General features: G+C 51.2%; 18 protein-coding genes and 1 pseudogene. All 19 read left to right on the top strand.

The genetic code is table 11. From position 1 onward, the window contains the following. The first annotated feature begins 287 nt into the window (after nucleotides 1–287). The 19 genes and pseudogenes from tssI (at nucleotide 288) to ACIPDS_RS18920 (ending at nucleotide 25,389) form a co-directional block, all read left to right on the top strand. Nucleotides 288–2,396: a type VI secretion system tip protein TssI/VgrG gene (gene tssI, locus ACIPDS_RS19010; protein WP_400739131.1), complete on the top strand. Its 2,109-nt coding sequence runs from the start codon at nucleotides 288–290 to the stop codon at nucleotides 2,394–2,396. A 46-nt stretch (nucleotides 2,397–2,442) separates the two neighbouring features. Further along, complete coding sequence (locus tag ACIPDS_RS19005; RefSeq protein ID WP_400739128.1) at nucleotides 2,443–6,579, top strand: RHS repeat-associated core domain-containing protein; 4,137 nt, start codon at nucleotides 2,443–2,445, stop codon at nucleotides 6,577–6,579. Between the two features lie 16 nt (nucleotides 6,580–6,595). Then, nucleotides 6,596–7,555: a tetratricopeptide repeat protein gene (locus ACIPDS_RS19000; protein WP_400739125.1), complete on the top strand. Its 960-nt coding sequence runs from the start codon at nucleotides 6,596–6,598 to the stop codon at nucleotides 7,553–7,555. A 421-nt stretch (nucleotides 7,556–7,976) separates the two neighbouring features. Beyond that, nucleotides 7,977–8,288, top strand: coding sequence for an ankyrin repeat domain-containing protein (locus ACIPDS_RS18995; RefSeq protein ID WP_400739122.1), 312 nt, complete (start codon nucleotides 7,977–7,979; stop codon nucleotides 8,286–8,288). A gap of 56 nt (nucleotides 8,289–8,344) precedes the next feature. After that, nucleotides 8,345–8,650: pseudogene (locus tag ACIPDS_RS18990) on the top strand (RHS repeat-associated core domain-containing protein); the annotation flags it as partial. A 1,337-nt stretch (nucleotides 8,651–9,987) separates the two neighbouring features. Continuing rightward, nucleotides 9,988–10,419, top strand: coding sequence for a nucleoside-diphosphate kinase (ndk, locus tag ACIPDS_RS18985; RefSeq protein ID WP_166515990.1), 432 nt, complete (start codon nucleotides 9,988–9,990; stop codon nucleotides 10,417–10,419). Between the two features lie 172 nt (nucleotides 10,420–10,591). Beyond that, complete coding sequence (locus ACIPDS_RS18980) at nucleotides 10,592–11,761, top strand: bifunctional tRNA (adenosine(37)-C2)-methyltransferase TrmG/ribosomal RNA large subunit methyltransferase RlmN (RefSeq protein WP_166515991.1); 1,170 nt, start codon at nucleotides 10,592–10,594, stop codon at nucleotides 11,759–11,761. A 274-nt stretch (nucleotides 11,762–12,035) separates the two neighbouring features. Beyond that, the gene (gene rodZ, locus ACIPDS_RS18975) at nucleotides 12,036–13,040 is read left to right on the top strand and encodes a cytoskeleton protein RodZ (RefSeq protein ID WP_400739117.1); all 1,005 of its coding nucleotides are present in this window, start codon (nucleotides 12,036–12,038) and stop codon (nucleotides 13,038–13,040) included. Nucleotides 13,041–13,066: 26 nt separating this feature from the next. Continuing rightward, nucleotides 13,067–14,185 (top strand): flavodoxin-dependent (E)-4-hydroxy-3-methylbut-2-enyl-diphosphate synthase, encoded by a 1,119-nt coding sequence (ispG, locus tag ACIPDS_RS18970; protein WP_166515993.1) that lies wholly within the window; start codon nucleotides 13,067–13,069, stop codon nucleotides 14,183–14,185. Nucleotides 14,186–14,276: 91 nt separating this feature from the next. Next, nucleotides 14,277–15,551 (top strand): histidine--tRNA ligase, encoded by a 1,275-nt coding sequence (gene hisS, locus ACIPDS_RS18965; RefSeq protein ID WP_400739113.1) that lies wholly within the window; start codon nucleotides 14,277–14,279, stop codon nucleotides 15,549–15,551. A 33-nt stretch (nucleotides 15,552–15,584) separates the two neighbouring features. Then, on the top strand, nucleotides 15,585–16,205 hold the full coding sequence (locus ACIPDS_RS18960; RefSeq protein ID WP_166515995.1) for a YfgM family protein: 621 nt from the start codon (nucleotides 15,585–15,587) through the stop codon (nucleotides 16,203–16,205). Between the two features lie 10 nt (nucleotides 16,206–16,215). Then, nucleotides 16,216–17,394, top strand: coding sequence for an outer membrane protein assembly factor BamB (gene bamB, locus ACIPDS_RS18955; RefSeq protein WP_400739109.1), 1,179 nt, complete (start codon nucleotides 16,216–16,218; stop codon nucleotides 17,392–17,394). A 96-nt stretch (nucleotides 17,395–17,490) separates the two neighbouring features. Then, the gene (gene der / locus ACIPDS_RS18950; protein WP_166515997.1) at nucleotides 17,491–18,969 is read left to right on the top strand and encodes a ribosome biogenesis GTPase Der; all 1,479 of its coding nucleotides are present in this window, start codon (nucleotides 17,491–17,493) and stop codon (nucleotides 18,967–18,969) included. A gap of 107 nt (nucleotides 18,970–19,076) precedes the next feature. Further along, nucleotides 19,077–19,322: a YmjA family protein gene (locus tag ACIPDS_RS18945; RefSeq protein WP_166515998.1), complete on the top strand. Its 246-nt coding sequence runs from the start codon at nucleotides 19,077–19,079 to the stop codon at nucleotides 19,320–19,322. A gap of 18 nt (nucleotides 19,323–19,340) precedes the next feature. After that, nucleotides 19,341–20,522 carry a cystathionine beta-lyase gene (gene metC, locus ACIPDS_RS18940; RefSeq protein WP_400739104.1) on the top strand — a complete coding sequence of 394 codons (1,182 nt, stop codon included), beginning with the start codon at nucleotides 19,341–19,343 and terminating at the stop codon, nucleotides 20,520–20,522. A gap of 89 nt (nucleotides 20,523–20,611) precedes the next feature. Beyond that, entirely contained in the window at nucleotides 20,612–21,700 is a 1,089-nt protein-coding gene (locus ACIPDS_RS18935; protein ID WP_400739287.1) for a Gfo/Idh/MocA family oxidoreductase, read from the top strand. A 51-nt stretch (nucleotides 21,701–21,751) separates the two neighbouring features. Further along, nucleotides 21,752–21,970 carry a zinc ribbon domain-containing protein gene (locus tag ACIPDS_RS18930; RefSeq protein WP_400739101.1) on the top strand — a complete coding sequence of 73 codons (219 nt, stop codon included), beginning with the start codon at nucleotides 21,752–21,754 and terminating at the stop codon, nucleotides 21,968–21,970. Between the two features lie 194 nt (nucleotides 21,971–22,164). Next, nucleotides 22,165–24,366, top strand: coding sequence for an intimin-like inverse autotransporter SinH (sinH, locus tag ACIPDS_RS18925; RefSeq protein ID WP_400739098.1), 2,202 nt, complete (start codon nucleotides 22,165–22,167; stop codon nucleotides 24,364–24,366). 57 nt (nucleotides 24,367–24,423) lie between these two features. Further along, nucleotides 24,424–25,389, top strand: coding sequence for a SinI family autotransporter-associated protein (locus ACIPDS_RS18920; protein WP_400739095.1), 966 nt, complete (start codon nucleotides 24,424–24,426; stop codon nucleotides 25,387–25,389). The last annotated feature ends 2 nt before the right edge of the window (nucleotides 25,390–25,391 follow it).

The following is a 25,391-nucleotide window of genomic DNA, read 5'->3' as shown; positions in this document are numbered from 1 at the left end:
AAAATTAACAAACCATCCCCGCAACTTTCTCAATATTCATCCTGCACTTCTCGCTGTTTGTACTGCATTACTTAAGAAAATATAAAGTGTGATTTTAAAATAAATAAAAAATCAACCATTCTTAATTCAGCTACAATCCAAAGAGTTGTGCAATTATCAGTTTTTAAAGGGTTTTTAGTCATCAGTGCCACTAATCATTCAACCGGATATTCACCGATAATATGAATAGATAAATCATATTGTGATGTCTCCGGAAATACTCTTTGTATTTATTCAGGAAGGCATTTATGTCATCAGGATTACGTTTCACACTGGAAGTGGACGGTCTGCCATCGGACTCGCTGGTTGTGACGTCCTTTCATCTGAGTCAGTCCTTCTCCGAACTTTTCTCCCTCGATATCTCGCTGGTAAGCCAGCAACTTCTCAGTATCGATTTCTCTCAGGTACTGGAAAAACCGGCGCACCTCAAAATCTGGCAGGGCACGGAGATTCAGCGCCGGGTGAACGGCATTGTCACCTGGTTTGAGCAGGGGGAAAACGATGGGCACCAGATGCTGTACAACATGAGAATCCGCCCGCCGCTGTGGCGCGCCCAGCTGCGCCAGAATTCCCGAATTTTCCAGAATGAGGACATTAAAAGCATCCTCGGGACGATACTGCAGGAAAACGGGGTCACGGACTGGAGTCCGCTGTTCAGCGAGGCGCATCCGGCAAGGGAATTCTGCGTGCAGTATGGTGAAACCGATTATGACTTTCTGGCGCGGATGGCCGCGGAGGAAGGGCTGTTCTTTTACGAAGAGCACTCACCGGACAGCGATGACCAGAGCCTGGTGCTGTGCGACACGGTGCGCTTTCTGCCGAAGGCGTTTGACATCCCGTGGAACCCGAATACCCGCAGCGAAGTGAGTACGCCGTGCATCAGCCAGTTCCGTCACAGTGCGCAGATACGCCCCTCTTCCGTTATCGGCAAGGACTACACCTTCAAACGTCCGGGCTGGGCGGGCCGCTTTGAGCACCAGGGTGAACATCAGGATTACCAGCGCACGCAGTACGAGGTGTTTGACTATCCGGGGCGCTTCAAGGACGCACACGGGCAGAACTTCACCCGCTGGCAGATGGAGGGATGGCGCAATAATGCCGAAGAGGCCCAGGGAAAAAGCCGTTCCCCGGCCATATGGCCGGGACGGCGTATCACGCTGACGGAGCATCCGCAGGCGAGTCTGAACCGGGAATGGCAGGTGGTGAGCAGTGATTTGCAGGGGAGCCAGCCGCAGGCAGTGGCAGGACGTTCCGGCGCAGGCACCACCCTTGAGAATGATTTTACGGTGATCCCGGCAGACAGAACGTGGCGGCCGGTACCCCAGCCCAAGCCGTCGGTGGACGGCCCACAGTCGGCGGTCGTCACCGGCCCGGAAGGTGAGGAAATTTTTTGCGACGAGCACGGTCGCGTACGGGTGAAATTCAACTGGGACCGCTATAACCCGGCCAATCAGGACAGCTCATGCTGGATCCGGGTGGCGCAGGCGTGGGCGGGGCCAGGTTTCGGAAACATAGCCATACCGCGCGTGGGCCAGGAGGTGATCGTCGATTTTCTGAACGGCGACCCGGATCAGCCGATCATCATGGGTCGAACCTATCACGCCGAAAATACCCCACCGGGTGGGCTGCCGGGGACGAAAACTCAGATGACTATCCGCTCAAAAACCTATATGGGCAGCGGGTTTAATGAACTGAAGTTTGATGATGCGACCGGAAAAGAGCAGGTCTATATCCATGCGCAAAAGAATATGGATACCGAGGTACTGAACAACCGTACAACGGATGTTAAAGCAAATCATACCGAGACCATCGGTAGCAACCAGGTTATCACCGTGAAGGGCAATCAGGTACAGACGGTGGTACAGAATCAGAACGAAACAATAGGCCAGAACCAGAGCCTGACTGTGGGCCTGAATCAGGCCGAAACGGTCGGTGTCGCCCGTGCCCTGACCGTAGGAGTGGCGTATCAGACCACCGTATTAGGTGTGATGAATACCTCCGTTGCACTGATGCAGTCCTCACAGGTGGGTGTTCATAAATCCCTGCTGGTAGGAAAAGGTTACAACGTGGACGTGGGGGAAAACGTCACCTTTACGGCGGGTAAAAGTCTCCGGGAAAGTGCCGGAAAAGTGGCGGTCTATTCCGCCGGTGAGCATCTTGAACTGTGCTGCGGAAAGGCCCGGCTGGTGCTGACACAGGACGGTAAAATATTTCTTAACGGTACAGCAATCAATCTGCAGGCCGTTCAGACGTTAAGCGGTGATTCAGCCCTGATTAACTGGAACTGTGGCGCGACAGAAAATCCGCCCAAAATGCCGGAACAGCAAAATGACAGCCCGGATCTGCCGCTATTCTGACTAACAAAACGATAAATAATAACAGACTCAAAAATAAGGACTTTTCATGAGCGGGAAACCGGCTGCACGTCAGGGGGATATGACACGCTATGGCGCAGACATTGTACAGGGGTCAGCCGGTGTGCTGATTGGGGCGCCTACTGGCGTAGCCTGCTCGGTCTGTCCCGGCGGGCGAACATCAGGGAGCCCGGTCAACCCGCTGCTGGGGGCGAAGGTCCTGCCTGGTGAGACCGATTTTGCGCTGCCAGGGCCGCTCCCGCTGGTGTTTTCCCGGGCCTACAGCAGCTACCAGACCCGTACTCCGGGCCCCGTGGGGCTCTTTGGTCCGGGCTGGAAATCACCGTCCGATATCCGCTTACAAATTCATGAAAATGCACTGGTGCTCAACGATAACGGCGGGCGCAGTATCTACTTTGACCCCTTGTTGCCGGGAGAGACCGCATACAGCCGCAGTGAGGCACTCTGGCTTGCACGCGGCGGGGTGACAGCGCTGCACGAAAGCAATCCGCTGCATACGCTATGGCAGGCGTTACCGGAAGCTATACGTCTCAGCGAACACCTCTATCTGGCCACAAACAGTGTGCTGGGGCCGTGGTGGCTGCTGGGATGGCATGAGCGGGTGCCGCAGGCCGATGAGGCGCTTCCCGCTCCCCTGCCGCCATACCGGGTACTGAACGGGCTGACGGATAAATTCGGGCGCACGCTGACGTACCACCGTGAGGCGGTGGGTGAGTTCAGCGGGCAGGTCACCAGCGTCACTGACGGCGCTGGCCGTCGCTTCCGGCTGGTTCTGACGACCCAGGCACAGCGGGCTGCCCCGCACCGCAAAACGCGCTCTCCCTTCCCGGATGAGCTTCCCGCCACCGGTTACGGCACGGATAAAGGCATCAGGCTTTCGGAAGTATGGCTGACGCACGACCCGGTATACCCGGAGGATCTTCCCGCTTCGCCGCTCGTGCGGTACGACTACACCCCGCGCGGGGAGCTTATGACGGTTTATGACCGAAGCGATACAGCGGTGCGCAGTTTTGGCTATGACCCGCAGTCGCCTGGCCGGATGATCGCGCACCGCTACGCAGGACGCCCGGCCACCCGTTATCGTTATGATGTGGCTGGCCGCGTGGTGGAACAGCATAACCCGGAGGGGCTCAGCTACACCTACCGCTATGAGAAAAATCGCGTCACCATCACCGACAGCCTGAACCGGCGTGAGGTACTGCACACGGAAGGTGAAGGTGGTCTGAAACGGATTGTGCGTGAAGAACGTCCCGATGGCAGTCTGCTGTACCGTGAATTCGACAACGCGGGCAGGCTGACCGCACAGACCGATGCCGCCGGACGCAAAACCACCTACCGGCTGAATCCCGCTTCCGGCAGCGTCGACGCGGTTACGTTACCCGACGACAGCATGACGCAGTATTACTACAACCGCTATCAGCAGTTAACTGACTCCATCTATTCTGACGGGCTGGAAAGCCGCCTGCGCTATGATGAGCGGGGGAGGCTGGTACAGGAGACCGCCCGCAGCGGCGTCGTAACCCGCTATCTGTACGAGGCACTAACGGATGAATATCCCTGTGCCGTGCAGGATGCCACCGGAGCAAAAAAACAGCTGTCGTGGAGCCGTTATGGCCAGTTGCTGAGTTACATCGACTGCTCGGGCTATGAAACCCGTTATGAATATAACCTTTTTGGCCAGGTCACGGCGACGTACGCAGAAGAAGGGCTGAGCGTTTACCAGACCTACGACGTCCGGGGCAGGCAGATCAGCCGCAGGGATGCACAGGGCCATGAAACCCGCTATGAGTACAACCCCGCAGGCGACCTGACTGCCACGCTGTGGCCGGACGGCAGCCGCAGTGACATGCAGTATGACGCCTGGGGAAACGCCCTGCGCGTCACTCAGGCTGGACTGATCCGGGAGATGGCTTACGACGCCGCCGGGCGGGTTACGACGCTGACCAACGAGAACGGCAGCCACAGCAGGTTTGTCTGGGATGCGCTGGACAGAATGGTGCAGCAGACCGGCTTCGATGGCAGGACGCAGCGCTATGACTACAGCGCCACCGGCCAGCTTGTCCGCAGTGAAGATGAGGGACGGGTTACCCTGTGGTATTACGATGCATCCGACAGAATCATCCACCGCACGGTGGACGGCGAACGTGCAGAGCAGTGGCGCTATGACGACCACGGCTGGCTGGCAGAACTCAGTCATCTCAGCGAGGGCCACCGTGTTACCCTCGACTACCGCTATGATCGCAAAGGTCGGCTTATCAGTGAACGTCAGACCGTGCATCATCCTGAAACGGATGAACTGCTGTGGCAGCACGAAACAAAGCAGGCCTGGAACGAACAGGGGCGGGTGAACCGGATAAAACCGGATAATCTTTCGCCGGTGGAATGGCTGACCTATGGCAGCGGCCATCTGGCAGGCGTGAAGCTTGGCGACACGCCGCTGATTGACTTCACACGTGACCGCCTGCACCGGGAGACGCTGCGGCAGTTCAGCGCTTACGGACAGACCACAACCTACACGGCAGCGGGCCAGCTTCAGAGCCAGCACCTGACCCTGACGCCATTTAACCGCGACTATGGTTACGACTGCGCCGGGCGGCTGGTCAGCATCCGCGAAGCGCACCAGACCCGGGAATATGCCTATAGCGGCAGCGGCAGGCTGACGAGCACCACCCTGACCCGCGGCGCTGTCCACCTGGACATACCGTATGACATGGACGCCGCAGGCAACCGGGTGGAGGAAAAAGTCCTGCGCGAGGCGCTCAGACTGCCTGAGTCGAGCCCGGATAACCGCATCGCTAGTGATACCCGCTACCTGTACCGCTATGATGCGTCCGGCAATCTTACCGGGAAAAGTACCCATGTTCCGGCAGGAGCTATCCGTAGCGGGAATGAAAAAACACACCATTATGGTTATGACCGCCAGCACCGCCTGGTGCATTACCGTCTGACCCACGGCTTCGCCAATGAGGAGATTACCCGGAGCCGGTATCTCTACGATGCCATGGGAAGACGGGTGGGCAGAATGGTCTGGCAGTGTCCGCGCAAGATGACAAATACGCTCCACGAGGAATATGGCGCAATGCCGCACCAGCCGGAGGTAACCTGGTACGGCTGGGATGGCGACCGTCTGGTCACCACGCAGACGCAGGCAGTACGTATCCAGACAGTTTATCAGCCGGGGAGCTTTACGCCGCTGCTCCGGATTGAGACGGAGACCGCCGCACTGGCGAAAGCGCAGCGCAGAAGCCTGGCAGAAAAACTACAACAGGACTCAGGTATAGCGTTTCCGGCAGAGCTGGTGACATTACTGAACGGGCTGGAAACGGAGCTGAAACACGGCGTCATCAGCGAAGCCAGCCAGCAATGGCTGAGTCAGTGCGGGCTGAACCCGGAGCAACTGCAGGGTCTGGTGGAGCCGGAGTCTGAACCGGAGAGGAAAATCCACCTCTACCACTGTGACCACCGGGGGTTACCGCTGGCGCTGATAAACCGTGAAGGCAACGCGGTCTGGCGTGCGGAATATGATGAGTGGGGCAATCAGCTGATGGAGGATAACCCGGAAAATCTGCAACAGCTGATACGGTTACCGGGGCAGCAGTATGATCAGGAGACGGGGCTGTATTATAACCGTTATCGATATTATGATGCGATGCAGCGGCGGTATATTACGCAGGATCCGATAGGGTTGAGAGGGGGGTGGAACCAGTACCAATATCCGCTAAATTCTATAGCGTTTATCGATCCCCTAGGATTATCTGGATGGAACCTTATTGGGAGTAAGGGCGGTGAGAATTACTGTGAAGGTGTGGGCTCTGCGATGTTATATCTACCACAGGATGAAGCGAAGTCAGTAATTCATAATATGGAAACTATGCATAACGTATATAATCCTTTGTCTGAGTATGTTTTTGGGCTCTCAACAGTGTCAGCAGTTGCGGGTCTGGGAGGGTTAAATCTGGGTGTTAGTACAGTTTCCCTCATGGATAGAGGGAGTGCATGTATTAACGATACAGTCAATGCCATAATAGTTGATGGAGAGAGAGAGGCGGGGACTTTAGCATTAACATGTGGAAAAGCATTCATAAATAAAGGTGGCACTGATTTTCAAAGTAAAGTGTCAGATCAACTCATTGATATGCTTTCCACCTATAAACAGAAGCAGTAGTCATACTGGAGCTACAATGATTATAAATAAAAGAATAGCTTTATTTTTAATTTTTTTATTCCTTTTATATGGGCTAAGCAAATGGATTGGTACGTGGGATAATAAACTATTGCAGAAAAGATCTAATCTGCAAATGGCTGCAGAGCAAGGGGATATGAGGGCTCAAAATGATCTTGGCCTCATCTATGAAGTTGGCAATGAGATAGAGGTTGATTACAATAAGTCATTTTATTGGTATAAAAAATCAGCTGAACAAGAATTTGCCCCAGCACTATATAATCTTGGGCGATATTATGAGAATGGCATAGGGGTGAATAAAGATCCTCGTGTAGCAAGGGAGTACTATAGTCGTTCTGCGAGACAGGGCTTTGCTCTTGCCCAAGTGAATTTAGGAAAATTACTACTTGATGGTAAAGGTGGTGATATTGATTATAATCAGGCTCATGAACTTTTTAAAAAAGCTGCGGAAGTAGGCAGCTCGGTTGCAATGTATGATTTAGGTTATATGTATGAAAATGGATTGGGCATACCAAAAGATGATACTACGGCTGCTGAATGGTATATTAAAGCTGCTGACCGTGGGTCCTGGAAAGCACGAAATTCGCTCGCGCTGTATTATGCTCAGGGTTTAGGTGGGGTGCATATCAATCGAACTAAGGCATTAAATCTACTAAAACTCTCAGCTTGTCAGGGATATTCAATAGCTCAGGTTAATTTAGGTATGCTCTACTCTGGGAATACTGGGGATATATCTTTAGATTACATTAAAGCCTATGCTTGGTTATCGGTGGCCATTCATAATGGATATTATGATGCAAAATCAATGAGGGCTAAAACGGTCGAAAAAATTGAAGGGAATGAAATGAAAAAAGCAATTTATATCGCTGATGAATACATCAAGAAATACTCATCAAATGCTGAGTGGAATGCTAAAGATAAAGAATGCAAGATCTTATTACAACGAGGTGAAATATAAAATAATGTTCCTGTAAGGCAGGTTGAGTTTTTTAGTAGAAACTCAAAAGGATCGAGAATACAGGAAGGCAGAGTATTTTGTGATAACAAACAACCAGACCCAAATACAAAACGCAATGAGAACAAGTGTGCATTTTTGTCCAATAATATTAATCATGCACAAAAATGCATTGATTTATATGAATATTGGGATTTTAAGTGGTTTCCTGGTCGTCATGACTCCAAATTACTTTCTTGGGAGAATCGAAAGAATAATTTGAAAGAAGAATGTATGAAAATATGTACAGACAAAATAAAATAATAGAGAGTGAACAATGAGGAATAGGACTTTTCAAAAATTAATAACGCTAAAGAATAAAGCGGCAGAAATAAATGTTAAAGATTTATACCATAAGTTTTAGAGAAATAGTGAATTTTTTGGCATGCGTATAATTGATGTGAATCAGCATGGTATGTCTGGTGATACAATGCTACATATTGCAGCATGGAATGGATGTGTAGAAGATATTGAGAAATTGATTTTAGTGGGTGCCGACATTAACTCAATCGGTGATTTAGGAAATACACCTTTACATCAAGCTATATTATTTGAAAAAATAGAATCTGTAAAGTTATTGTTAAATTACAATATAAATGCGAATATAAAAAATGAATCAGGAGAAACCATCTATGAGATGGCCAAAAGAAATGGAAATAAAGAAATAATTAATTTACTAGCCAAATATCGCAAATGACAAAGAATAAAACGCATAATTAGTGAAGTAAAAAACATCTTCTGGATAGTGATAACAACCTGAACCACAGCGACCACCCGATGCGGGCGCTGATAAACCGCGAAGGTAACTCGGTTTGGCGTGCGGAATATGATGAGTAGGGCAATCAGCTGATGGAGGATAATCCGCAAAATCTGCAACAGCTGATATGGTTACCGGGGCAGCAGTATGCTCAGGAGACGGGGCTGAATTATAAACGTTATCGATATTATGATGCGATGCAGGGGCTGTATATTACGCAGGGCTCGATTGGACTAGAGGGTGGGTGGAATCCGTATCAATACCCACTTAGCCCAATTCAATATACAGATTCACTAGGTTTGTTCGTAGAGGATTTATGTATAAGTGAAGGTAGTACACTTTTATCTTTCCTTTTCGGAGCAGGAGCAATAAGTCAGGCTCAACCCACTTTGGCAACAAGTCATTGTGTAGAGCAAGCGTATGCTGAATTAAATAAAAAAGAAAACGAACATTTTAATTTATTCATCACGAGGAATTGTAAGTAGGAAACAAACAAACTATTGTATAAAGCGATGGCCATTTGTACTAGTAATAAATGAGGCGCATCTCCATTTCCACCGAAAACATGTATGTCTGGATACCCATATTAACGATGAAAATTTTTTTCGTGGTTTTACTGACAAGTATAACTTTCAGCGTTGGAACTGTAATTGTTTATGCCGTTTCTATTGCTTTATGGGGGACGGATATACACTTTGGTTATATTAGATTGTTTTTTATATTAAGTATTTTGGGTAGTGGGGTGTTTAGTGCCTATTTTATCCATGTTAATAAAAGCGGCAGTCTTATCTATGGCGTTTTTACTTCTCTAATTACATTTTTCTTGATCGGGTTTGCTATTTTAAATACTTATGGTTCATAGGTTTTTTATTCAATTGCGATGATTGTTGGAAGAGGCTATCCGTTGTTGGAGTAATTAGTAGTGCTATATCAATGAAAATATATTTTTTTGTATTCATATGGGGGCACTATGCTCCTTCTTTCTTTTTTACCACCGGTTTATATGTTATTGGTGATTTAAATTGCTGTTACTTTCAGTGGATAGAAGAATGCGAGTATATAGTGATTATTTAAAAATAATAAAACACCAAAATATATCTCTTTAATTATCATTCGAATTTATTATTTTTGATATACATGGATTATAGGCTTTTAAGGCAAAAACGGTAGACTACACACAGGTAGTGATGTTGTACGAGCAGAAGTTAGGGTGTTGGCGAAATCAGCGAAGCCAATCAACAGCAGCTTACCTAGTATGGGTTGAGCCCGGAGGTGTGGTAGCGCCGGAATTTGTACCAGAGAACGAGACCAACCTATTCGATTGCGATATCTCACTTTTGAATCATCTCTCTTGCTGAAAATCCTGGCTATTACATAGCTCATCGCCCGTGTACTAGTCGCTAAAGTGAAGGTGCAAGGGAGCGGTTGCTCAGGCAGAAACCGATGCTCGTTGGCAAAAACTGATTTGTTACATATTGTGTTGCTTAAAAGTGTCTTATTTTAAAGAAATGTTACCTTCATCCATAGGCAACGGCGCTATCGGTCATTATAATCCGCGCCAGGTCATACAACTTTACTATCTGTATGCTCAACACCTGTAAGCACGACAACAGAATAAATTTTATTATTAGAGGTAATCATGGCAATTGAACGTACTTTTTCCATCATCAAGCCAAACGCGGTGGCAAAAAACGTTATTGGTAGCATCTTTGCTCGCTTTGAAGCAGCAGGGTTTAAAATCGTCGGCACCAAAATGCTGCATCTGACCGTTGAACAGGCTCGTGGTTTCTACGCTGAGCACGATGGTCGTCCATTCTTCGACGGTCTGGTTGAGTTCATGACCTCTGGCCCAATCGTGGTTTCCGTACTGGAAGGCGAAAACGCCGTTCAGCGTCACCGCGACCTGCTGGGCGCAACCAACCCAGAAAACGCGCTGGCAGGCACTCTGCGTGCTGACTACGCGGATAGCTTCACCGAAAACGGCACCCATGGCTCTGATTCCGTTGAATCTGCTGCCCGTGAAATCGCCTTCTTCTTCGCTGAAGGTGAAGTGTGCCCACGTACCCGCTAAGGGCACGTTTACACTTTATTTAATGAATGCCGCGTGCAGACGTGGCATCCATGCGCCAGAATTTGTACAATGCAGCGCCCCCGGACGAGCAGAACGCTTTCCTGGGGCGCTTCTTTTTATCAATCCACCCTCCAGGGGCCATAACGTGTAACAACGAGGCCGGAATAAAAAAATGTCTGAACAAATTGTCACGCCTGAGAGCGCCATCCCGGCGGTTCCCAATAAAGATGGAAAAATTAACCTGCTGGATCTTAGCCGTCCGCAGATGCGCGAGTTTTTTAAAGACTTAGGCGAAAAACCCTTCCGCGCCGATCAGGTGATGAAGTGGATGTACCACTATTGCTGCGACGACTTTGATGAGATGACCGACATCAACAAAGTGCTGCGCGGTAAGTTAAAAGAAGTCGCTGAAATTCGCGCCCCGGAAGTGGTGGAAGAGCAACGTTCAACCGACGGCACCATCAAATGGGCGATTGCCGTAGGCGATCAGCGCGTTGAAACCGTATATATCCCGGAAGACGATCGCGCGACCCTGTGTGTCTCATCACAGGTTGGTTGTGCTTTAGAGTGTAAATTCTGCTCTACGGCGCAGCAGGGCTTTAACCGTAATCTGCGCGTCTCGGAAATTATCGGCCAGGTCTGGCGCGCGGCGAAAATTGTCGGCGCGGTGAAAGCAACCGGCGTCCGCCCAATTACCAACGTCGTTATGATGGGCATGGGTGAACCGCTGCTTAACATGACAAACGTCGTTCCGGCGATGGAAATCATGCTGGATGATTTTGGTTTTGGGCTGTCAAAACGTCGCGTGACCTTATCAACTTCAGGCGTTGTGCCTGCGCTTGATAAGCTGGGCGACATGATTGACGTTGCGCTAGCCATCTCCTTGCATGCGCCGAACGATACCATCCGTGACGAAATTGTACCGATCAACAAAAAGTACAACATCGCCACCTTCCTGGAATCCGTGCGCGGCTATATTTCTAAGTCCAATGCCAACCAGGGCCGCGTCACTATCGAATACGTGATGCTTGACCACGTCAATGACGGTACCGAACACGCGCATGAACTGGCTGAACTGCTAAAAGATACGCCGTGTAAGATTAACCTGATCCCATGGAACCCGTTCCCGGGCGCACCGTATGGTCGTAGCTCCAATAGCCGTATCGACCGTTTCTCCAAAGTGTTGATGAGCTATGGTTTCACCACCATCGTGCGCAAAACACGCGGTGATGATATCGATGCCGCCTGTGGGCAGCTGGCCGGGGATGTTATTGACCGCACCAAGCGTACTCTGCGTAAACGTATGCAGGGTGAATCTATCTCGGTCAAAGAGTTGTCATGATGTATTGCGCGCGCCGGAATTGGCGCGCGCAGCGTTAAGTGCTTAAGGATTAGGCGAAACGTACTGATCTGGTTAATAATTACGGTGCGTTTCCTCACGTATTGAGGCAGTATGTAGCGTTGCCAGAACAGGGTAAATACGGCCTTTAGCGCTGTTTTGGTGTAGGGTATGACCAGGCAGAGGCTGTCTGTATTATCACAGGACCGGATGTTTCGCGGTGTGAACATCGTTTCGCATCAGAATCTTAAATTTCACGAATCAGCAGTTGTAGCGAATGAATACTGAAACCAATCACGACCAATCAGCAGCACAAACTACGGGTATCCGTTTGCGTAATGCCCGTGAACAACTCGGACTCAGTCAGCAAGCCGTTGCAGAACGCTTGTGCCTGAAGGTTTCCACCGTTCGTGATATTGAAGAAGATAAGGCGCCGGCTGAACTCGCTTCAACATTCTTGCGTGGTTATATCCGTTCCTATGCTCGCCTCGTTCATATCCCGGAAGAAGAACTGCTGCCGATGATGGAAAAGCAGGCACCGGTACGAGCGGCAAAAGTCGCGCCGATGCAGAGCTTCTCTTTAGGTAAACGTCGTAAGAAACGCGATGGTTGGCTGATGAGCTTTACCTGGCTTGTGCTGTTCGTGGTGGTCGGTCTAACCGTCGCCTGGTGGTGGCAAAACCACAAAGCGCAGCAGGAAGAAATATCCACCATGGCCGATCAGTCTTCCGTTGAGCTGAAGGCGAACGGCAACGATGCGCAAAACGTCCCGCTGAATACCGGAACTGACGCCACGTCGACCCCGGCTGCCACCGACCCGGCTGTTTCCGCACAGACCAGTACTGAAGCACCCGTCGCGACCTCTGCACCTGCAGAAACTGCACAGAATAATGCCGCCGTGGTATCACCGTCACAAGCTAACGTTGACAATACCGCCGCGCAAACCACCCCAGCTTCGCAAACTGCGGCTCCTGGCGCGCTGCCAACCGATCCTGCGCAGACTGCCGCACCTGTTGCTGACGCTAACGCGCTGGTAATGAACTTCTCCGCCGACTGCTGGCTGGAAGTCACAGACGCAACCGGCAAGAAACTGTTCAGCGGCCTGCAGCGTAAAGGTGGTAATCTGAACCTGAGCGGTCAGGCACCTTATAAACTGAAAATTGGTGCGCCGGCTGCAGTACAGATCGAATATCAGGGTAAACCTGTCGACCTGAGTCGTTTTATCAGAACTAACCAGGTTGCGCGCCTGACGGTAAGTGCTGAACAATCACCAGCACAATAACAGACGCGTAATGCGGGAGATTTTTCATGCATAACCAGGCTCCTATTCAACGTAGAAAATCCACACGCATTTACGTTGGGAACGTGCCGATTGGCGATGGCGCTCCTATCGCCGTACAGTCAATGACTAACACGCGAACAACGGATGTCGAAGCGACGGTTAATCAAATCAAAGCGTTAGAACGCGTAGGGGCCGATATTGTACGCGTATCTGTCCCTACCATGGACGCCGCCGAAGCCTTTAAGCTTATCAAGCAGCAGGTGAATGTCCCGCTGGTTGCCGATATCCACTTTGATTACCGTATTGCGCTGAAAGTGGCGGAATACGGCGTGGATTGCCTGCGTATTAACCCGGGTAATATCGGCAGTGAAGAGCGTATTCGCATGGTTGTTGACTGCGCTCGCGACAAAAATATTCCCATCCGTATCGGCGTAAACGCCGGATCGCTTGAGAAAGATTTGCAGGAAAAATACGGTGAGCCGACGCCGCAGGCGCTGCTGGAATCAGCCATGCGTCATGTCGATCATCTCGATCGCCTGAACTTCGATCAATTCAAGGTCAGCGTGAAAGCCTCCGATGTTTTCCTGGCGGTTGAATCCTACCGTCTGCTGGCGGCCAAAATTGATCAGCCGTTGCATTTGGGGATCACCGAAGCAGGTGGCCTGCGCAGTGGCTCCGTTAAGTCCGCAATCGGCCTTGGCCTGCTGCTTTCTGAAGGGATCGGCGATACACTTCGCGTGTCGTTGGCCGCGGATCCGGTCGAAGAGATCAAAGTTGGTTTTGATATTCTGAAATCGCTGCGTATTCGCGCACGCGGCATCAACTTCATTGCCTGTCCAACCTGTTCTCGTCAGGAGTTTGACGTTATCAGCACCGTTAATGCGCTGGAACAGCGTCTGGAAGACATCATCACGCCGATGGACGTTTCGATCATCGGATGCGTGGTGAACGGCCCTGGCGAAGCGTTAGTATCGACGCTTGGCGTTACCGGTGGTAACAAAAAAAGCGGCCTGTACGAAGATGGCGTGCGTAAAGACCGTCTGGACAATGACGATATGATTAGCCAGCTTGAAGCGAGGATCCGGGCGAAAGCCTCGGTACTGGATGAAGCGCGGCGTATCGACGTTCAGCAGCTTGAAAAATAACGAGATGGGAAGCGGCGTGCTTCCCGTGTATGATTGAACCCGCTGGCACTCTGGTGTCGAGGGTTCATTTTTATATATAAAGAGAATTAACGTGGCAAAAAACATTCAAGCCATTCGCGGCATGAACGATTATCTGCCTGGCGAAACCGCCATCTGGCAGCGCATTGAAAGCACACTCAAAAACGTGCTCGGCAGCTACGGTTACAGCGAAATTCGTTTGCCGATTGTAGAGCAGACCCCGTTATTCAAGCGCGCTATCGGTGAAGTCACCGACGTGGTTGAAAAAGAGATGTATACCTTTGAAGACCGCAACGGTGACAGCCTGACGCTGCGTCCTGAAGGTACCGCGGGCTGCGTACGCGCCGGCATCGAACATGGTCTTCTGTACAATCAGGAGCAGCGTCTGTGGTACATCGGGCCGATGTTCCGCCACGAGCGTCCGCAGAAAGGGCGTTATCGCCAGTTTCATCAGCTGGGTGTCGAAGTATTTGGTCTGCAAGGGCCGGATATTGATGCCGAACTGATTATGCTCACCGCTCGCTGGTGGCGCGCGCTGGGTATGGCGGAACACGTTAATTTAGAGCTGAACTCGATCGGTTCTCTCGAAGCTCGCGCTAACTATCGCGATGCGCTGGTGGCCTTCCTTGAACAGCACGTTGAAGTGCTGGATGAAGACTGCAAACGTCGTATGTACAGCAACCCGCTGCGCGTGCTGGACTCCAAAAATCCTGACGTTCAGGCATTACTGAACGATGCCCCGACGCTCGGTGATTATCTGGACGAAGAGTCCCGCGAGCACTTTGCTGGCCTGTGTGCACAGCTTGATGCCGCCGGTATTGCTTATACCGTTAACCAGCGTCTGGTTCGTGGTCTGGACTACTACAACCGCACCGTTTTCGAATGGGTGACCAGCAGCCTCGGCTCTCAGGGCACCGTGTGCGCAGGCGGTCGTTATGATGGTCTGGTTGAACAACTAGGCGGTCGCGCAACCCCAGCCGTCGGTTTTGCTATGGGTCTGGAACGACTTGTTTTGCTCGTTCAGGCAGTGAATCCGGAATTTAAAGCTGATCCTGTTGTCGATATATACCTGGTCGCTTCAGGTACCGATACTCAGTCAGCCGCAATGCGTCTGGCAGAGCAGGTGCGTGATGCATTACCAGGCGTGAAGCTGATGACTAACCACGGCGGCGGCAACTTTAAGAAGCAGTTTGCACGCGCTGATAAATGGGGCGCTCGCGTTGCCCTGGTATTGGGTGAGTCAGAGGTTGAACAAGCCACTGTTGTCGTGAAGGACTTGCGCTCTGGTGAGCAGACAACCGTAACGCAGGAAGGCGTTGCCGCGCATTTGCGCACTATTCTGGATTAAGCGCCAGAACATTATTATCAGGAGAAGGGCTGCGTGGAAATTTACAATAACGAAGACGAACAGGTTGACGCGATTAAACGCTTCTTTGCCGAAAATGGTAAAGCACTGGCCGTTGGGGTAATTTTGGGGATTGGTGCGCTGGTTGGCTGGCGTTACTGGAATTCTCATCAGCTAGACACAGCCCGGGAATCGTCCGCGGCTTATGAAACCGCCGTTTCCTCTCTTAGTTCAGGGAAACCCGAAGCGCTGGCCTCTGCACAGAAATTTGCAGCCGAGACGAAAAACACCTACGGGGCGTTTGCATCTCTGGAACTGGCACAGGCTTTTGTGGATAAAAATGACCTGGCGCAGGCCGAAAAACAGCTGCAGCAAGGGCTGACCGCGGCGTCTGATGAAAATTTAAAATCCGTACTGAGTCTGCGTCTGGCGCGCGTTCAGCTGCAAATGAAGCAGGCTGACGCGGCGCTGAAAACGCTCGAAGGCGTGAAAGGCGAAGGCTGGACGGCTATTGTTGCTGATTTACGCGGGGAAATCCTGCTCAGTAAAGGTGACAAACAGGGTGCTCGTGCAGCGTGGGAAGCTGGCGCTAAGAGCGATGCATCACCGGCGCTGAGCGAAATGATGCGCATGAAAATTAATAATTTGTCCATCTGAGAGGGACCCGATGCAATTGCGTAAATTACTTTTGCCTGGACTGCTTTCTGTCACTCTTTTGAGTGGTTGCTCGCTGTTTAGCGGTGAAGAAGACGTTGTGAAAATGTCCCCGCTGCCAACGGTGGAAAATCAGTTCACGCCATCAACCGCGTGGGATGTTTCGGTCGGTAGCGGTATCGGCGATTTCTACTCCAACCTGCATCCGGCTTATGCGGATAGCGTGGTTTACGCGGCTGACCGTAAAGGCACCGTGAAGGCGGTTAACGCCGATGATGGGAAAGAAATCTGGTCGGTGAATCTGGCGGAAAAAGACGGTTGGTTTGGTCGTAAATCAGCGCTGCTTTCTGGCGGCCTGACGATTGCCGGCGGTCACGTGTATGTCGGTAGTGAAAAGGCGCAGGTTTACGCGCTGGATGCGGGCGATGGTTCCATTGTCTGGCAGACGACCGCAGCCGGTGAAGTCTTGTCTCGCCCAACCTCGAGCGATGGTCTGGTTCTGGTTCACACCAGTAATGGCCAGCTCCAGGCGCTGGACGAAAACAGCGGCGTCGTGAAGTGGACGGTGAACCTGGATATGCCAGCGCTTTCTCTGCGCGGCGAGTCAGCTCCCGCGGTTGCTTACGGTGCGGCGGTTGTTGGCGGTGATAACGGTCGTGTGAGCGCAGTCCTGATGCAGCAAGGCCAGCTTATCTGGCAGCAGCGTATTTCTCAGGCTACCGGCACCACTGAAATTGACCGTCTGAGTGACGTGGATACCACGCCGGTTATCGTGAATGGCGTTGTTTACGCATTGGCCTACAATGGTAACCTGACGGCGCTGGATCTTCGCAGCGGCCAGATCATGTGGAAACGCGAACTGGGCTCGGTGAATGACTTCATCGTAGACGGCAACCGTATCTACATCGTCGATCAAAATGACCGTATTCTGGCGTTGACCACCGACGGTGGCGTTACGCTCTGGACGCAAAGCGATCTGTTGCACCGCCTGCTGACCGCGCCGGTGCTGTATAATGGCAGTCTGGTTGTGGGTGATAGCGAAGGCTACATGCACTGGGTTAATCCTGATGATGGGCGTTTTGTGGCCCAGCAGAAGGTGGATAGCTCAGGCTTCCTGACCGAGCCCGTAGTGGCTGACGGTAAACTGCTGATTCAGGCGAAAGACGGTACGGTTTACGCGATTACGCGTTAACGGACACAATGTCTTTGCAATGAACGGCTCCTGTTAAGCAGGGGCCGTTTGCTATTTCTGTATTTTGTCAAAATTTTGAGTATATGAGGCTTTAACATGGTACCTGTGGTCGCGCTTGTCGGGCGCCCTAATGTCGGAAAATCCACGCTTTTTAACCGCCTGACGCGCACTCGTGATGCGCTGGTTGCGGATTTCCCGGGTCTGACTCGTGACCGTAAGTACGGTCGTGCTGAAGTTGAAGGGCGTGAGTTTATCTGTATCGATACCGGCGGTATCGATGGCACAGAAGAAGGCGTGGAAACACGCATGGCGGAACAGTCGCTGCTGGCGATTGAAGAAGCCGATGTCGTTCTGTTTATGGTGGATGCACGTGCGGGGTTGATGCCTGCGGATGAAGGTATCGCTAAGCATCTTCGCGCGCGTGAAAAGCCAACCTTCCTGGTGGCGAACAAAACTGACGGTATCGACCCGGATCAGGCTGTGGCTGATTTCTGGTCGCTGGGCATGGGGGAAATTCACCCGATTGCTGCCTCTCACGGTCGCGGCGTGACTACGCTGCTGGAAACCGCTTTGCTGCCGTTTGTTGATGACATTAACCCGCCGGAAGAAGTGGATGAAGACGCCGAATATTGGGCGAAGTTTGAAGCCGAGCAGAACGGTGGTGAAGTTGAAGAGCCAGAAGATGACTTCAACCCGCAGGATTTGCCGATTAAAATCGCTATCGTCGGCCGTCCGAACGTGGGTAAGTCAACGCTAACTAACCGTATTCTTGGCGAAGATCGCGTTGTGGTCTTTGATATGCCGGGCACGACGCGTGACAGCATCTACATTCCGATGGAACGCGATGAGCGTGAATACGTTCTCATTGATACCGCGGGTGTGCGTAAGCGCGGTAAAGTGACTGAGACGGTAGAGAAGTTCTCCGTTATCAAAACTCTACAGGCTATCGAGGACTCTAACGTCTGCCTGCTGGTGATTGATGCGCGCGAAGGTATCTCCGATCAGGATCTGTCACTGCTGGGCTTTATCCTCAATAGTGGGCGCTCACTTGTTATCGTCGTCAACAAGTGGGATGGCCTGAGTTCAGAAGTGAGAGAGCAGGTCAAAGAGACCCTCGACTACCGTCTGGGCTTTATCGATTTTGCTCGCGTGCACTTTATCTCCGCGCTGCACGGCAGCGGCGTAGGTAATCTGTTCGAATCTATCCGTGAAGCTTACGATAGCTCCACCCGTCGTGTCGGTACGGCGATGTTGACCCGTATCATGACCATGGCAACCGAAGATCACCAGCCACCTCTGGTGCGCGGTCGTCGCGTGAAGCTGAAATATGCCCACGCCGGTGGTTATAATCCGCCAATTGTGGTTATCCACGGCAACCAGGTGAAAGACCTGCCGGATTCTTACAAGCGCTATCTGATGAACTACTTCCGTAAATCACTGGACGTGATGGGTACGCCTATCCGCATTCAGTTCAAGGAAGGTGAGAACCCGTATGCGAACAAACGCAATACCCTGACGCCAACGCAGATGCGTAAACGCCAGCGTTTGATTCGCCATATTAAGAAAAGCAAATAACGAATCGGTATGGTTCGCTAATATTGTATTTCCTTTCAAGCCCGCATCCAGCGGGCTTTTTAATGTTATTATCTGGCTGATATTGACCTTAACGCTGGGAGTAACAGATGAGCAACGAAGTTCCAATCAAATACTATGACATCGCTGATGAGTACGCGACAGAGTCAGCCAAGCCGGTTGATGAGTCAGAGCGTGACGCGCTGGCGCTTTATTTCCAGTTGTTGATTACTCGTTTGATGAACAACGAAGAAATCAGCGAAGAAGCGCAGCAAGAGATGGCGGTAGAAGCGGGTATCAACGCGCAGCGGATTGATGATATCGCTGAGTTCCTCAATCAATGGGGTAATGAGTAGCTTTTTATGAGGTAAGTCATGAGCAAGCGTTCCACGTCCGATTTTAATATCAGTACCCAAATTACCCAGCTTGGCCGCGATGCCTCCAGACAGGCAGGTTTTGTGAATGCGCCGGTTTATCGTGGTTCCACGGTGCTTTTTCCGACGGTCAACGATCTGGAACACAATCGTGCGGAGTTCAACTATGGCACGAAGGGAACGCCCACCATTGCGAGTCTGGAAAATGCGTGGAGTGCGCTGGCAGGGGCGGCGGGTACGGTACTATCGCCGTCCGGGCTCGGAGCGATTGCGCTTTCTCTGCTTACCACCTTAAAAGCGGGCGACCACCTGCTGATGCCCGACAGCGTGTATCGGCCAACCCGCAATTTTTGCGCCGGTATGCTGGCGAAAATGGGCATCGAGACCACCTATTACGATCCCCGTATTGGCGCAGAGATTGAATCGCTGTTTCGCCCCAACACCACCACGCTGTTCCTTGAATCGCCTGGCTCGCAAAGCTTTGAAATTCAGGATGTCCCGGCGATGACGCAGGTGGCGAAAGCGCATGGCGTCACAACGATTATCGATAATACCTGGGCCACGCCAATTTTCTTCCGCGCCCATGAGCACGGTTGCGATCTGGCGCTTGAGGCTGGAACCAAATACCTCGGCGGCCATTCCGATCTTCTGATGGGACTGGTTTCCGCAAATGAGGCCTGGTGGCCAAAGCTGCGTGAGGCTTACGATCTGATGGCGATGCTGCCCGGTGCCGAGGACTGTTTCCTGGCGTTGCGCGGCCTGCGTACTCTGCATCTGCGGCTTAAAGAGGCCGAAAAGCGTGGGCTGGAGATGGCACGCTGGTTACAAAAGCGCCCGGAAGTATTGAAAGTGCTGCATCCAGCGCTGCCTGAAACTCCGGGGCATGATATCTGGAAGCGCGATTTTAAAGGGTCGTCGGGGCTGTTTTCACTCGTCCTGAAACCTGAATATACGAAAGCCGGATTAGCAAAAATGCTCGATAACATGGGCATCTTTGGCATGGGATACTCATGGGGTGGCTTCGAAAGCCTGATTATTCCGTTTAACTGCGCAGAGTATCGTACCGTAACGGACTGGCAGCCCGGTGGCCTAACGCTTCGGGTGCAAATTGGTCTGGAAGATATGGACGACCTGAAAACCGACCTGGCAGAAGGATTCGACCGCTTACGTTCGGTGCTTTAAGGGTGGGCGCCATTGTCTGCAAGACTTTATGATGGCGCTTCACGCATAATCTTCTCTGATACTCTTTACCTACCTGTGAGTCAGAGATGATGAATATTGGATTTGTCGGCCTGGGGGCGGTGGTTGAAACTGCCTGGCTTCCCGCCCTTAAGCGACTGTCGTTACCGATGACCTCCTGCTGGGGATACGATAGCAACCCGCAGCGAATGCTGCCGGGAGTTACCCGTTGCGAATCCCTCCAGGCGATACTGGCGCGTCCCCTTGATACGCTATGTATCACCACCACGTCACTCCAGCATTTACCGGTACTGGAAGCCGCGCTGGCATCCACCGTTCCCCGGATTGTTGTAGAAAAACCGGTTGCCGCGACGTTGGCCCAGTTGACGCATCTGCGTGAGCTTTTGACCCTTCCAGAACATGCAAAACGGGTATTGGCGCTGGATCACTGGATGGCACGAGATGGCGCGCTATGCCTGGCGCTGGGGAAAATGGATACCCGCTGGCACCCCGAGCATTCTAAAGAGGCTGCTCCCCTGACCATATCCGTTGACGATATTGTTGGTATCGAGGGCTTCTTGCTGGAACCTAGCGGGTTTAACCGTGCAGGTGAACCGACTGCCCTTAATTTTGCCACCGGCGAACCGGATACCCGCCAGCTACGCCACCCGGATGGCGTTATTCTTGATATTGGAACACACGTATTGGCGATGATGCGTGAAACCGTACGCTATCTTGGGGGCGATGATAGCCTCGAGTTGCAGCTGATAACGGCAAAAGATCGTCTGGGAACGCCAATTGCTTATGGAGATACGCAAACCGCAGAAGGGGAGGCGCATTTACAGGGAAATCTCAGCGGCATCCCGGTGAATCTGTGGCTGAATAAGTACGCAGGCCCAGGTGTTGAACGCAAAGGGATCAGTATCCACTTGCGTGATGGACGCATAATTCGTCAGAGCCGTGCTCCAGGTGGCGAGCGTGTGGAGCTTTTGACTGGTGAAAAAGCGCTCAGTTGGACGCGCAGTGGGGCGATTTACGACCATTGCCTTGGGGAACATATTTTTGGCCCTCATAGCTTGTTTGTCAGGGCACCACAGGAAGTGGCTAAACTCACCCAGCGGCGGATTGCTGAGGTGGAACAATTGTTACAGCTTCAGCAGGCACTACGCGGGCCGCACTGAAGTCTGAGGTCGTGGTAAAATAACAGCATCAGACTAAGCTAAGGAGCCATCATGGAATTCACTTGTCCAACCTGCCAGGACTTACTCGAAGTACAAGGCGATCACGCGTATTGTGGCCGCTGTCAGAAAGACTTCAAGCTTGAGATGCGCTGCCCTGAATGCCATAAACCACTGGAAATTTTAAAAGCCTGTGGTGCGGTAGATTATTTTTGTCAGTCCGGGCACGGACTTATTTCTAAGAAGCGGGTTGAAATCATTAATATAAACTAATTAATAGGGGTGTTTTATTTCGGCACCCCATATTGTTTTTCTTAATATGTCTACTAATAACATTTTATGTATCGGTGTCTTGAATTTGAATTTTTAGGAATTTATTTAGGTTACCTGATCTGGTATCTATTATTTGCCGCTCTATAATCCATAAAAAAGACTGCGTTAATGGGTGTTTGCTATAAGGATATAGCGTGCGTGAATGGATTGTTTGTATAATATTACTATTAAGCAATATTATTGCTGGGCCCGCATGCGGCGCAACCGGCGAAGATTCTGTGGATGATGTTTCGTCATCGTCAGAAGATAACCTCCCGGAATTGGGCAGTGATAAAAATGCCCAACAGGCAAAGAAAAGCGACAAACAAGCATTAGCGGAGTCTGGCGGAAACTATCTTGTTAACTCTGCCACCCAAAGTTTCAGTAACTTAACTCCAGAAGCCCTTAAGTCACAGGCCCAGAGTTACTTGCAAAACCAGGTAACCTCATCGGCTCAAACCTATCTTGATAACGTACTTTCGCCCTACGGAAAATTGCGCACCAATCTTTCTATTGGTGAACGTGGCGATTTGGATGGTTCATCGCTGGATTATTTTGTTCCTTTATATGATAACCAGAAAACATTGTTTTTTAGTCAGTTATCTACTCAGCGAAAAGATGACCGCACAATAGGAAATATAGGCTTTGGTTTTCGTCAGAATATTAATAGCTGGTTATTAGGAAGTAACGCCTTTTATGATTACGATTTTACCCGCGGTCATCGTCGTTTAGGATTAGGCGTAGAAGCATGGGCTGATTATTTAAAGTTATCCGGTAATTATTATCATCCGCTTTCCAGTTGGAAGGATTCCCCGGATTTTGAATTCTATGAAGAACGTCCTGCCCGCGGCTGGGATATTCGCGCGGAGAGCTGGCTGCCATTTTATCCTCAGCTGGGCGGAAAATTAGTTTACGAACAATACTATGGCGACGAGGTTGCGCTATTTGGTAGCGATAACCTGCAAAAAAATCCTCAGGCTGTAACGCTAGGGGTGAACTATACGCCCGTACCGATGGTTACGGTGGGGGCCGATTACAAAGCGGGTACGGGCGATAACCGCGATCTCAGCGTTAATGCGACCTTAACCTACCAGTTTGGCGCGCCGATTGCCGCTCAGCTTGATCCTGAAAATGTGAAGGTTCAGCGCTCACTGATGGGCAGCCGTCATGATTTTGTGGAACGTAACAATTTTATTGTTCTCGAATATCGCGAAAAGGATCCCCTCGACGTCACGCTTTGGCTCAAGGCTGACGCAGCGAATACGCACCCCGAATGCGTTATCCAGGACACCCCTGAATCTGCAATCGGGCTGGAAAAATGTAAGTGGACCGTCAACGCGCTAATAAACCACCACTACAAAATTATTGCCGCATCGTGGCAGGCGAAGAATAACGCCAACCGCACGCTGGTCATGCCGGTAGTGCAAGCCAACATGCTGACAGAAGGCAATAACAACACCTGGAATCTGGTGCTACCGGCGTGGGTTAACGCAGAGACCGAAGCCGAACGTACCGCGCTTAATAGCTGGAAGGTGCGGATGACCCTTGAGGATGAGAAGGGCAATCGCCAGAACTCGGGCGTGGTGGAGATCGTCGTTCAGCAGGATCGTAGCATTGAGCTTATTGTCGATAATATCGCCGATACCGATCGTAGCGATCATAGCCATGCGGCCAGCGCCCAAGCCGATGGTGAAGATGGTGTGGTGATGGAGCTGCTGCTGACGGATGCCTTTGGCGAAAGCACCGATCGTAATGGCAATACGCTGGTCGACGAAAAAATGTCACCTGAGTTATATGACAGCAACGATAAAAAAGTCTCCTTATCGAATGCGCCATGCACCACGGATAAACCGTGTGTCTTCATTGCAGAGCGCAATGAAAAGGCGGGGACGATTACGCTCTCCAGTACGCTGCCGGGCACCTTTCACTGGAAGGCGAAGGAAGCGGTTTACGGCGACAGTAATCTTGTCGATATCACTTTTGTTGGTATATCAGGTGAGGAGCTTAATGGGCTGATTTACCAGACAAAAATTTCGAAGCCTATCAACCTTATCAACAATAAAGAAACCCATCCGACGTTGAACAACACCTATCGTTTCCTTCTTTGGCGCGATAAAAACAAAGACGGTGCCTTCCAGATGTCAGAGCAACTGACGGCAGATGAAATGGCGCAGTACGACTACCAATGGGAATTTACCGGGCAGAGCACCCAGGGTCATACCGGGGCGCAGTCAAATACCAGTAATGAAGATCTGATACTTCCTGCAACCAACAAAGAGGCCGCGCAGAAGTTTGGCGCTAATGCTCAGGATGGCGTTCAGGGATATGGCATACGGGTTTCGTATAGCCAGAAATAGCGGCAACGTCGTGGCTGAGCGGCCAAACGTTGAAACATAAAGAAAAGGAGAGTCTTAATGAAAAATAACGTCAAACGGCGATTGACCAGGGTCGCCCTGGCACTTGTGGTCGCAGGATATTGTTCCGTTCCGGCAATCGCAGCCAATGGCAATCTCAAAAGCGGTCAATGGCAATTTGTCACTGATAGCACAGGGACCATTCAGGGTACGGTGCCGTGGATCACTCGCGCGGCGGATAAAGTGGCGGAAACCGACAAAGCCCACGTGGCGGTGACCGTTGACCGTGGCACCCGTAGTAGTGCAAGCGAAGGTGACAAGCAGTTCCACGTCGGTGATAAGGTGACCGTTAACTGGGCGATTGGCGATACCGAAGGTGACCTTGACACCAATAATACCGCCACCAAAGCGACGATGGTTTGGATTCGTTCGAAGAACCAGGATGGTTCGGATGCGGTAGAAATTAGCGGAACAATCGGCCAGGACAGCTACACCATTCAGGCCGATGATGCCGACTATTATCTGGGGATCAAAATTACCCCAACCACCACCACCGGCGATCCGAACATTGCCCCGGTACTTCTGTTAGCCGACCTGTCCACCAACGCGGGCGGTGGTGCGGATGACGACGATATCCCGGAAGGTCCGGTAGTTGATGAAAACGTGAAAGTGGTGATTCATGAGTCCGGTGTGAATACCAACCTGTTGGGCACCGACGCCAAGCTTAAAACGAATACCACCTATCAAGTCCTGCTGTGGAAAGATAAAAACAGCAACGGCAAGTACGATACCGGTGAAGACGTTACCAGCGACTACAACTACCGCTGGAAATTCACGGGTACCAGTAAGCAACTGGGCACCGCTGGCGGTCTTGTCAGCAGTACCTACAACAACTCCGATCTGGTGGTTCCGGTTACCAACGCCGAAGCGAAGGCTGCCTTCGACAATGGCGAAAGCGGCGGCGTTACCCTCGGCAACGACGGCGTCCAGGGTTACGGGCTGTCTATCGATTATCAACGCAAATAACA

The sequence above is a fragment of the Kluyvera sp. NPDC087067 genome, from assembly GCF_044745165.1.
Classification (GTDB): Bacteria; Pseudomonadota; Gammaproteobacteria; order Enterobacterales; family Enterobacteriaceae; genus Kluyvera.
This window is presented reverse-complemented; position numbering and strand designations above follow the sequence as displayed.

Excerpts from the sequence above, each read along its gene's own strand:
- rodZ (WP_400739117.1), top strand. The coding sequence starts at position 12,036 with ATGAATACTGAAACCAATCACGACCAATCAGCAGCACAAACTACGGGT.
- ACIPDS_RS18945 (WP_166515998.1), top strand. The coding sequence starts at position 19,077 with ATGAGCAACGAAGTTCCAATCAAATACTATGACATCGCTGATGAGTAC.
- ACIPDS_RS18935 (WP_400739287.1), top strand. The coding sequence starts at position 20,612 with ATGAATATTGGATTTGTCGGCCTGGGGGCGGTGGTTGAAACTGCCTGG.
- ACIPDS_RS19000 (WP_400739125.1), top strand. The coding sequence starts at position 6,596 with ATGATTATAAATAAAAGAATAGCTTTATTTTTAATTTTTTTATTCCTT.
- ACIPDS_RS18995 (WP_400739122.1), top strand. The coding sequence starts at position 7,977 with ATGCGTATAATTGATGTGAATCAGCATGGTATGTCTGGTGATACAATG.
- der (WP_166515997.1), top strand. The coding sequence starts at position 17,491 with ATGGTACCTGTGGTCGCGCTTGTCGGGCGCCCTAATGTCGGAAAATCC.
- ispG (WP_166515993.1), top strand. The coding sequence starts at position 13,067 with ATGCATAACCAGGCTCCTATTCAACGTAGAAAATCCACACGCATTTAC.
- ACIPDS_RS19005 (WP_400739128.1), top strand. The coding sequence starts at position 2,443 with ATGAGCGGGAAACCGGCTGCACGTCAGGGGGATATGACACGCTATGGC.
- ACIPDS_RS18980 (WP_166515991.1), top strand. The coding sequence starts at position 10,592 with ATGTCTGAACAAATTGTCACGCCTGAGAGCGCCATCCCGGCGGTTCCC.
- ACIPDS_RS18920 (WP_400739095.1), top strand. The coding sequence starts at position 24,424 with ATGAAAAATAACGTCAAACGGCGATTGACCAGGGTCGCCCTGGCACTT.
- ndk (WP_166515990.1), top strand. The coding sequence starts at position 9,988 with ATGGCAATTGAACGTACTTTTTCCATCATCAAGCCAAACGCGGTGGCA.
- tssI (WP_400739131.1), top strand. The coding sequence starts at position 288 with ATGTCATCAGGATTACGTTTCACACTGGAAGTGGACGGTCTGCCATCG.
- metC (WP_400739104.1), top strand. The coding sequence starts at position 19,341 with ATGAGCAAGCGTTCCACGTCCGATTTTAATATCAGTACCCAAATTACC.
- ACIPDS_RS18930 (WP_400739101.1), top strand. The coding sequence starts at position 21,752 with ATGGAATTCACTTGTCCAACCTGCCAGGACTTACTCGAAGTACAAGGC.
- bamB (WP_400739109.1), top strand. The coding sequence starts at position 16,216 with ATGCAATTGCGTAAATTACTTTTGCCTGGACTGCTTTCTGTCACTCTT.